This window comes from Sphingobacterium yanglingense (genome assembly GCF_004363245.1).
Classification (GTDB): domain Bacteria; phylum Bacteroidota; class Bacteroidia; order Sphingobacteriales; family Sphingobacteriaceae; genus Sphingobacterium; species Sphingobacterium yanglingense.
On the sequence record NZ_SNYV01000011.1, the window covers coordinates 875,762 to 889,372 of the forward strand.

A 13,611-nucleotide genomic window follows, 5' to 3' on the forward strand; every position below is an offset into this window, starting at 1 on the left:
CAACAAGAAATAATTGATTTTATAGCGTCCTGATATAAACTTCGCTATTTCTTTCGCGAGAGGTTATAGGATATCTGTCATACATCGAACAAAGTAATTTCATATCGAGATATTATTATAGCAAGTTTCGGATTGTATAGCGCTTAAGGTTTATAGAGATTTGTAGGTACAGAAAATCAAAATACCAGGAGTAAAAGATGAATGATATTATACAGAAAATAGAAGAAACAGATTGGCGACAAGTCGCTGAAACAATGTATCAGAATGGTTATGCCATTATTCCGGGGTTACTGTCGGAGACGGAGTGTGACCAGCTGAAATCTGATTACGATAATCCGCATCTCTATAGAAAGACGGTCGTAATGGAGCGCCATCGATTCGGACTTGGTGCCTACAAATATTTCAACTATCCACTACCGGACTTGATCCACACCTTGAGAAGTCATATCTACACGAGACTCACTCCTATTGCCAATAAATGGTTTGAGGTGCTGAATATCGAAACTAATTTTCCGTCCGAGCATCGCGATCTACTAGAGCAATGCCATCAAAATGGACAGGAAAGAGCTACTGTCCTGATCTTGAAATACGGTAAGGGTGGTTTCAACACATTACACCAAGACTTATACGGCACGGTGTATTTCCCTATCCAGTTGGTAATCATGTTGAGTGAACCAGACAAGGATTTTACTGGTGGCGAGTTGGTACTCACCCAGCAGATACCAAGAGCGCAATCTAAGGCCATAGTCCTCAAGCCAAGAAAGGGTGATGCTGTAATCTTTACGACCAACTTTAAGCCTGAAAAAGGCACCAGAGGTTACTACCGTGTGAATATGAAACATGGGGTGAGTGAGGTGAAAACAGGTGAACGATATGCGTTAGGAATTATTTTCCATGATGCGACAAGCTAAACGATGATACGGCATAATGAAATTACGGATGGTGAGCTACGGACGAAAATCCGAAACGGAGAAATACTTTGGGGCGGCAATGCAAAACTAAAGATCTATGGGACTTTGGACTGTAGATCGGGAAAACGAATGACACGAAAGAACAGGGTATTCTTTGCGTCGGAAGAAGAAGCAAAAAACAATGGCTATCGTCCATGCGGACACTGTAAAAGGGATGCTTATAAAAAATGGCGGTACGGTCCGTGATGCAGAATAAACTAACGGAACAGGGACAAACCTTATTGCCTTTTTAGAGTTACTGGACGATTGGTGGGCTTTCTATAAAACGTGTAAAATCTAATTGAATACCATCCTTTCCCTTTATAGGTTACCCTTCTTCAGTTCGGAAACGGCAAATGATACTGCTCTGGCCGTAAGAGCCATGAATGTCAAAGAGGGATTCTGTGTCCCCGTAGATGTCATACAAGCTCCATCAGTCACAAATACATTCGGACAGGTATGAATCTGGTTCCATTTATTAAGGATAGATGTAGCAGGATCATGCCCCATTCGCGCTCCTCCCATTTCGTGGATATCAAGGCCGGGATTCTGTGTGGATCTATTCTGCTGAATGTTCTTAACTCCCGCATGCTCCAACATTTCGGTTCCCTGCTCTAGGAAATCTTCAAGGCTTCTATGGTCATTTTCTTGGTAGCCTACAGCGGTGATAAGCTGGGGAACCCCATAATCATCCACAGCTGTATCACTAAGCCTGACATGGTTTTCGGCCTTAGGGATAGTCTCTCCCTGCATCATCATCGATACTTTCCATGGTCCTGGCATAGATAGAGCGTCTTTATAGTCGGCACCTACCGTCTCAGTTATATGCCCTCCTGTCGGTCTATATGCAGAGAAGAAAGAGGCATAACCCCGTAAAAAATCGGTCTCTTGTCGCACTACATTTCGAAAGTTGGGGATAATGGGCTGTGTCGGCCGCTTGCCGTAGTAGTACTTGTCTTCAAAACCATCGACATCACCCGAGATACGTCCCATATAGTTATGAAAAGCAACATATCGTCCTAACAAACCATTATCATTGCCAAGACCATTAGGGAATCTTCTTGATTTTGAATTTAATAAAATCTGGTTAGTGGCCAAAGCAGATGCATTGACAAATATAACAGGGGCATAATATTCTTGGGTCTCCTTACTTTGTCTATCTATCACACGGACACCGACAGCCTTTCCCTTGTCCTCATCATAGATAATGGAATGTACAATAGAATCTGGGCGAAGTGTAAGATGTCCAGTCTTAGCTGCCCATGGAATAGTCGATGCATTAGAACTAAAATAGCCTCCAAACGGACAGCCCCTATAGCATAGGGAACGTGCCATACACTGGCTCCGCCCCTGTGCAATATGGACGGCCTGTGGTTGGGTAACGTGTGCACAACGGCCACTGATTACCTGCCTATCGTTATAATACGTATGGATACGCTGCTGAATCACCTTCTCTACACTATTGAGCTCAAAAGCGGGCAGAAACTCCCCATCAGGCATAGCTGCATTACCCTCCTTTTTTCCAGAAACACCGATAAATTTTTCGACGTGGCTATACCAAGGCGCTATGTCCTGGTAACGGATCGGCCAATCTACAGCAAATCCATCACGATCCGGTCCTTCGAAATCAAAGTTAGACCAGCGCTGTACCTGCCTGGCCCAAGTGAGCGACTTACCCCCGACCTGATAACTACGTATCCAGTCGAAGGGCTGCTCTTGGATATAGGGTTGCTCTTTATCTTTAGTAAAAAAATGCATTGTGTCTTCGCCAAAGGCATAGCACTTAGATAGAATAGGGTTATCCTGAGCTATCGCGAGAGGCACTCGGTTGCGATGGTCAAACTGCCAGATATCCTGATATGCTGTCGGATAGTCTTTAATATGTTTGACATCACGGCCCCGCTCCAAAAGGAGGGTTTTCACTCCTTGGTCGCAAAACTCTTTTGCCGCCCATCCTCCTGAAATACCTGAGCCTATCACGATGGCCCCGAATTGCTCTTTTTCTATCATTAAATCCTTGTTATCTCGTAAAGTTAAAGATTTTGTACCGTATGCAACGAAACGGTGCCTCCGGTTTTACTACTGCGTTGGGCGGCCTCCATGAATTGAAATATTTCTATCGTCTCAGCCGCTGGTACGGGCGCTTTGCCCGTATCAAAAAAGGTCAGGATCTCTGACACCAAAGGTCCATATCCGGAGAAAGGTCCCAACGGTGATATACCCGTCTCTCCAAAAGCTATCCCAGCAATATTGGATGCACCTTTCCGTATACCACGTACGGTACCAGTACGCCCATCATTCCAAACCCCTATGACCTGCTCGAAGTCGGGATGGAATACCCGATACACCTCTTTACAACCCGTTCCCATAACGGTAAATAGCATCTCGATACCATGGATCATATACCAGGCCTGATCAATGTGATGTGGCTCAATCTCGGCCGGGGTATATACATCTGCACCGAGCACCTTGCCTATTTTACCTCCTCGAACCTCACGCACTAATTGGTCGTAACGTAAGGAAGAAGAAGAGAAAATCGGTACTTTATGCTGATGTGCCAACTCAAATATAGCTTTTACTTTGGATAAGTCTTCGGCCATAGGTTTATCTACAAAGAGAGGTTTGCCAGCTTTGATGACCTGGGTAGCCTGATCTAAATGGACACGCCCATCGTTGGACTCCAATAGTATGTAATCGACCTTCTGGAGCAGTGCAGCGATGGAGTCGACAATTTCGACTCCCATATCGCGCATGGCCTGTGTAATCCGAGGTTTCATCTCCAATGCAGAAGGGATATCCGGACTACCGTGTGGATAGGCTGCGACCACGCGGTAGCCCCGATTGGAAAGACTACCCTGATTGATATCTTTGGTGAACATCTCACTGTGCGATGTGTCCAGGCCGATAACACCTATTTTCTTAAATGACGCACTTGTTGTATGTGCGGATAAGGTGTTGGACAATAGCATCCCCCCGCCTACAAGTGATAACTGTGTAATAAACTGTCTTCTGCTATTCATAATTATTTCTTTTTGGGCATGGGTGGTAGAGAAAATCCATTATGGTACGTGTGATTAATCCATTCGCGCGCCACCTGCTGTGCGTTGACTTCTTGGTATTGCCTATTGAATCTTGGATCGCCATCGACTACTTCAAATTCATCTATCGAAACAATCTTGATTTCGTCATTGGGAGAAATATTGGTAAACTCCATCTTCTCTCCATCCCACAGTAACTCACGATGTAATCCCTGTAAGCGTACCGCTAAAACGCCCATTACGACCATCTCATTAAAAGGCCCTGAAAAGCCGAAATGTGAACTGGACTCTTTACGATTTGCTTTGGACTCTTTGGCAGCTCGAATCCAATCCTGTTCATGGGCATTGGTGTTCCAAATATCACCATTGCCTCCTGGAATACGAGGAATCCAAGGTTTGGGCTTCTGGAAATGTTTCATATTCTCCACAGGTAATAAAGTTGGATTCATCCCGTAACAACCGGTCATAATTTTCCCTTTTTTACCGACGAAAATAATTCCGCCATTCTCATCCCCCATCATCATACCTGGAGCTAACTCGGAAGGCCTATCAGGAAGCAGTCCTCCATCATACCAATGTACTGTGACCTCGGGCATATTGACCTGCCCTACCTTAGGCCGCGCTGGAAATGTATACTTGACCACCTCTGCATGTGGTGGTGAATAGAGATTGCTCAATGTAGAACTTCCATTGACTTTGGTTGGGTATTTTAGATTTAGGGCCCAATAGATGGGATCCATAATATGGCAGGCCATATCGCCTAAGGCTCCTGTACCGAAGTCCCACCAACCGCGCCAATTCCATGGAGTATATACGGGATTATAATCACGTCGTTCTGCTGGTCCCAAAAACAGATTCCAATCCAAGGTATCAGGAACCGGAACACCTTGCTTCGGTTTCATCAATCCCTGGGGCCATATCGGACGATCTGTCCAACAATGCACTTCGTACACTTCTCCGATAGCTCCAGACTGTATCCATTCGGCAATCTCACGGCACCAGTCAAACGAATTACCCTGATTTCCCATCTGGGTAGCTACGCCATAGTTTTTAGCAAGTTCGGTCAATAACCGCGATTCGTATACAGAATGGGTCAACGGTTTCTGGGTATAGCAATGTTTACCCAGTGTAATTGCATGTGCTGTAACACCTGCGTGTGTATGATCGGGCGTAGCGACCATAACCGCATCGATGCTATCTTTCATTTCGTCAAACATCACTCGCCAATCTTTATACCTCTTGGCATTGGGATAGTCGTTGAAGGTCTTCTGTGCATAACGCCAATCGACATCGCATAATGCAACTATATTTTCAGTCTTCATATTGGCCAGATTGCGGCGCCCCATACCGCCGACACCTATGCCGGCAATGTTCAACCGATCGCTAGGTGCCACATGACCGAATTTCTTACCTAGCACGGTATTGGAAACAATGGAAAAACCTGTGATTAAAGCGGTATTCTTAATAAAATCTCTTCTTGAATTTTTCATTTCTACAAATAATTATCGTGTTGAACTAATACATTATTGGATCGGTCAATTTCTACCTGAGGAATAGGGAAAGGCCAACTCTTGTCCGTCACATCCCGACCCTTGTCCGCAAAACCATAAGTGGTATAGAATGTCTTCATCGTACTAACATAAGTACCCCAACGAATTAGATCATATAAACGGAAACCTTCTAAAGCCAATTCATTTCTTCTTTCTTTTTTAACAGCGGCCAATACATCATCAGAACTGGTAATAGCATAAGTGGTGTTAAATTCCTGATCTGTAATCTCCTTGAGGTCCTTGGCAAATTGCCTATAAACTGCTGGGCCATCTTTTTTGATCGTAGTGACAAATGCACGACGACGGACCTGATTAAGGCGATCCAGCGCAGTAACGGTACTGCCACCGGTCTTGACCGTAGCCTCAGCATTGATCAACAGCACTTCGGCATATCTGATCCAGTAAGGCTGCCAATTGCTTCGCTGCAGGTCATTATTCTGCCGATACTGTTGAGGGACAAATGCTTTTCTGCTGTGCTGCAAATTAAAATCATTGAAATAGCCTTTGTAATTGTGCACCTCATTACTCCCATTGGATGCTAAAAAGATATCCTCATGGCTGATAATGGTCAGCATCTTGCGCGGATCCCGGCTATCAAAACTACTAGCCAAATCTCTCGTAGGCGTATTACCTCCCCAACCTCCTACATTGTTACGTCCTACATTCATAATAGCAAAAGCATCACCGCCCATACCAAAAGCGGGGTCATAATTACGCATTACGCCAAAGAGAACTTCTTTTGAAAAAGGACCGACTTTGTAGTCTCCTCGATACAGGTCATTAAAATCCGGTAACAGGCTTAGATTACCCTTGGTAATAACATCTTCTGTAGCTATCCGCGCCAGCTCGTAATCCGCCTTTGCATCGCCCTGCATCTGTGCATTCTCCATCAAACCAGCAAAAAATAACGCAGCTCGAGCTTTGATCGTCAATGCGGCATCTTTGGAGGCCCGTCCAGCCTCAGTTGCGCTAGCCATGGAAGCCAATCTAGGTAAGTGTGGTGAATTAATAGCCTCATCTAGGTCGCTATAAATCTGGGTTCTCAGTTCCTCAACACTGGCCTTAGCCTTACGCACTGAAGGGTCTTCGACTTCTGTAATTAAGGGGACAGACTTGAATACGGTTACAAGATCCAGGTAATACCAAGCACGCAAAAACTTCACCTCAGCGATGTAGCGTGCCAAAGTCTCGGCAGATACTTTGACTCCATTCTGTACTAGATTGCCTCCCTCCTTTTGGTATCCAGCCAAAGCTTGATTACACTTGCCTATACCCCTATATCGGTTGGACCAGGTCTCATTCAATAGTGCATTGGAACTTAAAGGTCGACCGCGACCTACTTCGGTGGTCTGTGGCCTATCCCCTGGATCTGATCCTCCGGCATCGGCATTGTCCACACTCTCGTCCATGATCGCAACTTTATTGACCGTATACCCCCACCCATCAGCCATCGGTTGATAGCAAGATGTCAGCATCTTCAGACCGGCGCCATCGGTTTTGAAAAACTCTTCTTCGTTGAGGATACCATAGGGATCTCTATTCAGATAGTCTTTTTTACAGGCTGATACACCTAATGCAGCTACTGCAGTCAGTATGATTAATCGGTTGAATTTCATAATTAAAAGCTTAAATTAACTCCAAACATCCATGACTTAGCCACTGGGTAGTAACCTTGATCTACTCCCATGCTAAGTGGTGAACTACTTCCTATCTCGGGATCTAAACCTGTATATTTTGTAAAGGTAAACAGGTTGTAGCCGCTCAGCCAGAACCGCAGATTATTCATACCTCGCAATACATGTTTTGGAAGCGTATACCCAAGCTGTACAGATTTTATACGTAAATAAGATCCATCTTCGACCAACCAGTCGGAAATCTGTAAATTGCTCTGATTGGATGAACTGATTTTAAATTGACTATTGCTCGGATTATTCGGAGACCAGGCATCGGACATCAATTCCTTCGGGGCATTGTACCATCCAACACCAGACTTCATATCGATCTTGACAATATTCATAATGTCATTGCCAATTGCCCCTTGTGCCAAAACCCTAAAGTCAAAATTCTTGTAGGAAGCGCCCAGGTTCAACCCATAAGTCAGGTCTGGGAATGGATCGCCAATATTGGTACGGTCGCTGCTATTGATCACGCCATCATTATTGATATCTACAAATCTTAAATCTCCTGGTACCGCTCCAGCCTGTACATAATTATCAATCTCGGCTTGGTTTTGGAATATACCGTCTGTCTTGAATCCATAGTAGTAACCGATCGGCATACCTACCTCCGTCAGCGTGGTTGTATAACTGATCCATCCGCCTCCCGGAATAGGCTCGCCACCACCTAAAGACAGTACCTTGTTTTTGAGTGTAGCGGCATTTGCTGCAATGGAATAACCGAACTCACCAATCTTATTGGTATACTTAACCGCTAGCTCAAAGCCCTTATTTTCCACTTTACCAGCATTACTCCAAGGGCTATTGCTATAGCCTAGATAATTGGGCAGAGGCACATTGAGCAGCATGCCATCTGTCGTCTTTTTGTAGTAATCCAAGGTAATGTCTAGCTTTCTATCAAGAAATGATAAGTCCAAACCGACATCCATCTGTTCGGTCTTTTCCCATTTAATCGCTGCATTCCCAATAGAACTACTTCCTCCACTTAACTGTGGGTTATATTGCCCAAAATAGTAGTATCCCTGGTTGCCAGAATAGGTGGTTAGATAAGCTCCCCGTCCGATATTCTGATTGCCGATACGTCCCCAGCTCGCGCGGAGCTTACCACTCGACAGCCAATTCAGATTACTGGCAAAGTCCTCTTCCCCAAAATTCCAACCGGCCGAAAGTGAGGGGAAAGCTCCCCATTTGTTGTCTCTCCCAAAATTGGACGATCCATCATAACGGAAATTGGCCGTGAGCATATAGCGGTCTTTGTAGGAATAGAATACGCGCGAAAAATAAGAGTTCAACGCGCTCTCCCATTTGGAACCCGATGCCTGAGGATTGATACTCGCTGCGTCAATAATCCACTGGCTCTCCGCATTGGAAACCAACCCCTGCTTGGAAGCTCCAGAGGATTCGCTCTTCCATTGCTCGGCAGATGTACCGACCAAAGCCGTTACATAATGATCCGCCCACTTTTTGTCTAGACTGAGTACATTTTCCCAAACATAATAATCTGTCTTGGAATTAGATACTCCAACTGTAGCATCAGAATTAAACTGATTGCCATTGAGATAATACTTAGGAGTAAATGAATTGGATACTCCGGTCGCTAGATCGACACCGATATTGCTTCTAAAACGTAACCAATCCGTAAGTTTGATATCTACACTCCCTCCTCCTTTTATGGCTTTTCCTTTCCATCGGTTATTCTTATAGATTTCCGTCTGCGCGACTGGGTTTTCCTTATTAGTCATCAATATAGGGCTATACATAGACCAGGGATTGTTAGGATCTATCCGATCCAAGAACAGTCCTGCTTTTAGAAAATCGGGGATATCCTGTAGGTTGTTCCGATACACCGGGGAAATAGGATCCGCCACGAACGCGATAAAAGCCGTATTGAATCCTGGACTGCCTTCTAAGACATTACCCCTCCCTTCAGATATTACCCCGATATTAGCGGAGAATTTAAGCCAGCTTCTGAGATTGTGCTCAATATTAGTCCGAAAGGATATACGATCATAGTTAGACCCTTTAATAATCCCCTCTTGATCCAAATAATTTAAACTGGTGCGATAGGAAAGATTTTTCATCCCTCCCGAAATGGCAATATCATAATTTTGGATCAACGCATCTTTCTGGTTGATTTCTTTCCACCAATTGGTTCCCTCAGTAGATCCCGTATTGGTTTTTAGGAACTGGAGTACTTCTTTCTTGTTTTCTTCTGAGAAAAATGCAGGCAAACCTGCATTCGTATTCGCCAGGTTCTTATAATCCATAAACTCCGTTGCATTCATCATGTCGTATACCTTGACCGGGTTCTGCAAGCCTAGATATGCATCAAAATTAATAAGATTCGTCAGCTCATTTCCTGATTGGGGTCCTTTCTGTGTCGTAATCATAATAACACCGTTAGCAGCCCTTGAACCATAGATAGCTGTTGCCGAAGCATCTTTTAACACCTCCATCGAGAGGATGTCATTGGGATTGAGCCATCCGATATCGCCCTGAGGTAACCCATCTACCACATATAGCGGATTGTTGTCATTGACCGTACCGATACCTCTGATACGTACCGCTGGAGGTGTGCCTGGACTACCACCTGTAGAGGTAATCTGTACACCAGCCGCCTGTCCTTGTAGGGCTTCCGTTGCATTGCGAACAGGCATGCTCTTCAGATCCTTGCCACTAATCTGCTCGACCGACCCGGTCAGGTCGCGTTTGCGCTGTGTTCCATAACCTACCACGACCACTTCATCCAATCCTTTGACGGACTCTTCGAGCACCACATTTAAGGCATCGTAATTCTGCACTTTGACTTGAGCACTTAAATACCCTATGATGGAAAAACTTAAATTCTGGCCTATAACTACTCTGTCCAATGAAAATGCTCCTGTTTCATCTGTTGAAGTGGCTGCTGTAGAACCTGACACTGTAATGGTGACACCTGAGATCGGCGTACCTTCGTTATTTTTGACCGTACCCGATATCTTTTGCTGCTGTACCCGTGTTGAGATATCGACCGCAGCAGTTTTTTGTGTTTTATGTCTTATAAATATTGTTTTATCCCGAATTTCATAACTTAATCCTAAAGGTTCAAAACACTTGGACAAGACAGTCTCAAGATCTTTTTGTTCTACATCTAGGTTTATTCTGTCGACGCTGTTCAATAGTTTTTGACTAACCAAATAGTCATACCCCGTTTGTTTTTGAATCTGCGTCATCAACTCCTTTAGATTTGCATTGGTTAGTTTCAGGGATACCTTCTGACCGTACCCATGAGCAAACGCATGCATAAAGCCTATGGTTAGTATTAGCATTAATGCAATACTGATTCTATTTTTATACATAGCAATAGTTTATAGTTAGTTATTTTGTTTTAGTACATAAATGGTTTTTATCTATACTGCTTTTTATTAATTCATAATCACGATCCTCCTTTCTTGAATAATAAACCGATGTGTGGATATAGTCTCCAGCTGTCTTAATATCCCCGATAGTTGCTTGCCCTTAGATAGTACTCCAGTATACCGTTCTTGGAGCGTACTGCGATTGTCGATTCCTTCGATAGCGTACCACCGTCCTAATTCTGTCAATATCTCTTCTATAGTAAGATTGGAAAAACGATATACATCCGATTGCCAAGACAGCACATCTTGAAGATTAGCAGTAACCACAGCTACCTCTCCTTTTTTGTTCACGGTCGCTTGTTGCCCCGGAACAATCTTACGCTGGCTATTCTTGCTCCTAACGCGTACACTACCTGAAACGAGTGTGGTTTCTGAAAAATCAACTTCGGGGTATGCACGCATGTTAAACTGCGTGCCCAATACTTCAATCTCCGTATCGTTTGATTTTACGACAAATGGCTTATTGGGGTTGTGACTGACGTCAAAAAAGGCTTCTCCATGTACCTCCACCATACGCTTGTCGTCGGCAAAGGTGGTCGGATATACCAAAGAAGATGCGCTACTGAGCCATACCGATGTTCCATCGGCAAGAATAATATTTGCTTTGTCACCTCTGTTGGTAAAAAAGGTATGCTTAGCTTGATGTGGTGAAGCTGTATCAAGGGGCTGCAAACGAACGCCACCGTCCGCTAAAAATTGATAACGGACACCATCACAATCGATAAACGCCTTTTGTTGCTTGCTAATAGTAACGATTTCACCGTCGGTGAAGCTTAAGTGCCCCCCTGCATCTGCCAAGATATCAATATCATCGCCTTTGTCATCTACGGAAACAACTTTGTCGTTGACTTGATCAGAAGAAACCAAATCCGTTTTCTGCCAAGGCTTAAATAACATCAGCGTAAAAATTAGAATACTAGCTGCTGCCCCATAATAAGCCCAACGCTTATAGGCAAATACTTTCCTTTCGGACTGCGTTATTTTATTTTGTATTTCCTTTAATACATTCGCTTCTCCACCGAAAGCAACTGAATCATTATACCAATTGTCCTGTTTGTGGATCTCCGCTTCAAATAGGGTTTCTACTTCTTGAAAATCGGCTTGTACAATCCAATCAGAGAGCTCTTTGTACTCTTCTTTTGAAATTGTCTTATTAAGGTAATTCTCTACTAAATACGTTATTCGTTCGTTGGCTTGCATATTGGCGTTCTACTACTTTTGGTTATTATATAGTGAGAACGCCAGTGGTCAACCAATAGGACTATATCAAATCCAAAATAAATTCAAATCCTATAAAAATGATGATACCCAGAAACTCATTTTCCTGTAGATACAAGCGGAGGCTTTTCATTGCCGCGACCATATGGTTCTTGACGGTATTGGGAGATATGGACAATTTGGAAGCGATTTCATAGTGGGTCAATCCATCAAATCGGCTTAAATTGAAGATTTGCTTTTGCGTCGGCGTCAGCTTATTTAAGGCTTTATCCAGATTCTCTTTAAGTTCGCGTAAGGCTATTTCTTCCTCTACAGGTTCACACTTTTCATTGACAAGACTCCAATGGTACTGCTTATGTACCTCGTAGCGCATGATAGACCGAAGTTTGGTCAATGCTTTTTGCTTTGTGATGATATATAGGAGCAACCAGATATCCTTGTTTTCGTCGATGTCTTCTCGTGTAGTCCAAAGGTGAATGAAGACCTCCTGTACCACATCTTCGCTCCAAGCCTGATCCTTCAAGATATAGAACGCCAAAGAAAAAACCTTCTTCGCATATTTAGAATATAAGACAGTTAATGAATCCTGATCCGACTCTTTAAGTTGAAGAATAATGGTCTTCTCATAAGATTTAAAACTGTTCATCTCAAAATAGGTTATGTATTCAAATTTAGAAATATATGCTAATTAAATATAGTTTATTTCAAATAAACAGCATCTCTGCCCTTCCTGTCAATACACAAAAGATCTATCCCTATCCTTGGAGTGAGGTCAACGGATCTATGAACTTTTTTGTAATTTAGATCCTTCTGTGACAGTATGATCGTTAAACATATACTATATTGAATCATGAAGTTTATTTTGGATTTTTTTATTTTGATAACCGGTATATCTGCCGCTTCTGGCCTCTATTATCAAGACGATAAGCTTTTTATCGTATCGGACAACAGTAATTATCTATACGAGTACCAATTATCCTCCCAGAATCTACAAAAACACCTTCTTGTCGATATGGAGGATCAGAACGAACAGGTTCAGAAAAAGATCAAACTCGATTTGGAGGCTATGACTTTTTATGAAGACAGTTTTTGGCTCTTTCCTTCTGGTTCGGCAAGCAATAGAACACAATCATTCCGTTTCTTTTCTCAAGACAGCACTCCCCCGACGAGATCGGACCTATCGGAATTCTATACAAACCTACAAGAGCAGCTTTCCATTTCGCCAGCAGACTTTAATATAGAAGGCAGTTTATACTATCAGGATACACTATTATTGTTCAATAGAGGAAATGGCCCGAATGCAATAAATGGGATTATTAAAATCGATCTGTCTCTGGGCGCAGAACCCACATTCCATCCCGTTACCCTACCTCGTCTTAATGGACAGATCAGTGGTTTCACGGATGCAGTTCTGGTCGATGATAAGATTTATTTCTTGGCTGCAGCCGAAAAGGGAGCCTCAAGCTACCATGATGGAGCGATAGGTGGATCACAACTGGGAGTCATCGATATTGCAACATTGAAGATAGATCAGATCACAACGATCTCGGATAACCAGAAGTTTGAAGGAATTACGCTCTATCGATCAACGGAAAAAGAATTGACCTTTTTATTGTGCGAGGATCCTGACAACAATGAAAATAAGAGTACAATCTACCAACTGCGTCTCTCCAGGTAAGCTGTTAAAACATCCAAGCCTACGTCTCTTTTTAAGAGGTGCATCTCAGCAAGCCACAACAATAAGACTTGGTGGCACAGCGGAATACGAAGAATATTTTGTA

Annotated in this window: 10 protein-coding genes; 3 read left to right on the top strand and 7 right to left on the bottom strand. The window is 43.4% G+C overall.

Features of this window, described 5'->3' with window-relative positions; all coding sequences use genetic code 11:
• Positions 1–197: 197 nt before the first annotated feature.
• Both CLV99_RS06055 and CLV99_RS06060 read left to right on the top strand, forming a co-directional pair.
• On the top strand, positions 198–911 hold the full coding sequence (locus tag CLV99_RS06055; protein WP_133583578.1) for a 2OG-Fe(II) oxygenase: 714 nt from the start codon (positions 198–200) through the stop codon (positions 909–911).
• A 3-nt stretch (positions 912–914) separates the two neighbouring features.
• A complete protein-coding gene (locus tag CLV99_RS06060) occupies positions 915–1,157 on the top strand; it encodes an Ada metal-binding domain-containing protein (protein WP_133583579.1) in 243 nt (80 codons plus the stop codon).
• 114 nt (positions 1,158–1,271) lie between these two features.
• On the opposite strand, the gene CLV99_RS06065 is transcribed toward CLV99_RS06060, so the two are convergent.
• The 7 genes from CLV99_RS06065 to CLV99_RS06095 all read right to left on the bottom strand — a co-directional run bounded on the left by CLV99_RS06065 (position 1,272) and on the right by CLV99_RS06095 (position 12,476).
• A complete protein-coding gene (locus CLV99_RS06065) occupies positions 1,272–2,960 on the bottom strand; it encodes a GMC oxidoreductase (RefSeq protein ID WP_133583580.1) in 1,689 nt (562 codons plus the stop codon).
• A gap of 23 nt (positions 2,961–2,983) precedes the next feature.
• On the bottom strand, positions 2,984–3,970 hold the full coding sequence (locus CLV99_RS06070; RefSeq protein WP_133583581.1) for a Gfo/Idh/MocA family protein: 987 nt from the start codon (positions 3,968–3,970) through the stop codon (positions 2,984–2,986).
• Positions 3,971–3,972: 2 nt separating this feature from the next.
• A complete protein-coding gene (locus CLV99_RS06075) occupies positions 3,973–5,478 on the bottom strand; it encodes a Gfo/Idh/MocA family protein (RefSeq protein WP_133583582.1) in 1,506 nt (501 codons plus the stop codon).
• Positions 5,479–5,480: 2 nt separating this feature from the next.
• Positions 5,481–7,154, bottom strand: a complete 1,674-nt coding sequence (locus CLV99_RS06080; protein ID WP_133583583.1) for a RagB/SusD family nutrient uptake outer membrane protein — start codon at positions 7,152–7,154, stop codon at positions 5,481–5,483.
• Between the two features lie 2 nt (positions 7,155–7,156).
• Positions 7,157–10,552 carry a TonB-dependent receptor gene (locus CLV99_RS06085; RefSeq protein WP_133583584.1) on the bottom strand — a complete coding sequence of 1,132 codons (3,396 nt, stop codon included), beginning with the start codon at positions 10,550–10,552 and terminating at the stop codon, positions 7,157–7,159.
• 66 nt (positions 10,553–10,618) lie between these two features.
• The gene (locus CLV99_RS06090; protein WP_133583585.1) at positions 10,619–11,812 is read right to left on the bottom strand and encodes a FecR family protein; all 1,194 of its coding nucleotides are present in this window, start codon (positions 11,810–11,812) and stop codon (positions 10,619–10,621) included.
• Between the two features lie 61 nt (positions 11,813–11,873).
• Positions 11,874–12,476 carry an RNA polymerase sigma factor gene (locus CLV99_RS06095; RefSeq protein ID WP_133583586.1) on the bottom strand — a complete coding sequence of 201 codons (603 nt, stop codon included), beginning with the start codon at positions 12,474–12,476 and terminating at the stop codon, positions 11,874–11,876.
• Positions 12,477–12,680: 204 nt separating this feature from the next.
• On the opposite strand from CLV99_RS06095, the gene CLV99_RS06100 reads away from it, so the two are divergent.
• Positions 12,681–13,508 carry a DUF6929 family protein gene (locus CLV99_RS06100; protein WP_133583587.1) on the top strand — a complete coding sequence of 276 codons (828 nt, stop codon included), beginning with the start codon at positions 12,681–12,683 and terminating at the stop codon, positions 13,506–13,508.
• Positions 13,509–13,611: the final 103 nt, after the last annotated feature.

Bases quoted from the DNA above. Each gene is read 5' to 3' on its own strand.
- CLV99_RS06055 (WP_133583578.1), top strand. From the start codon at position 198: ATGAATGATATTATACAGAAAATAGAAGAAACAGATTGGCGACAAGTC.
- CLV99_RS06060 (WP_133583579.1), top strand. From the start codon at position 915: ATGATACGGCATAATGAAATTACGGATGGTGAGCTACGGACGAAAATC.
- CLV99_RS06065 (WP_133583580.1), bottom strand. From the start codon at position 2,960: ATGATAGAAAAAGAGCAATTCGGGGCCATCGTGATAGGCTCAGGTATT.
- CLV99_RS06070 (WP_133583581.1), bottom strand. From the start codon at position 3,970: ATGAATAGCAGAAGACAGTTTATTACACAGTTATCACTTGTAGGCGGG.
- CLV99_RS06075 (WP_133583582.1), bottom strand. From the start codon at position 5,478: ATGAAAAATTCAAGAAGAGATTTTATTAAGAATACCGCTTTAATCACA.
- CLV99_RS06080 (WP_133583583.1), bottom strand. From the start codon at position 7,154: ATGAAATTCAACCGATTAATCATACTGACTGCAGTAGCTGCATTAGGT.
- CLV99_RS06085 (WP_133583584.1), bottom strand. From the start codon at position 10,552: ATGTATAAAAATAGAATCAGTATTGCATTAATGCTAATACTAACCATA.
- CLV99_RS06090 (WP_133583585.1), bottom strand. From the start codon at position 11,812: ATGCAAGCCAACGAACGAATAACGTATTTAGTAGAGAATTACCTTAAT.
- CLV99_RS06095 (WP_133583586.1), bottom strand. From the start codon at position 12,476: ATGAACAGTTTTAAATCTTATGAGAAGACCATTATTCTTCAACTTAAA.
- CLV99_RS06100 (WP_133583587.1), top strand. From the start codon at position 12,681: ATGAAGTTTATTTTGGATTTTTTTATTTTGATAACCGGTATATCTGCC.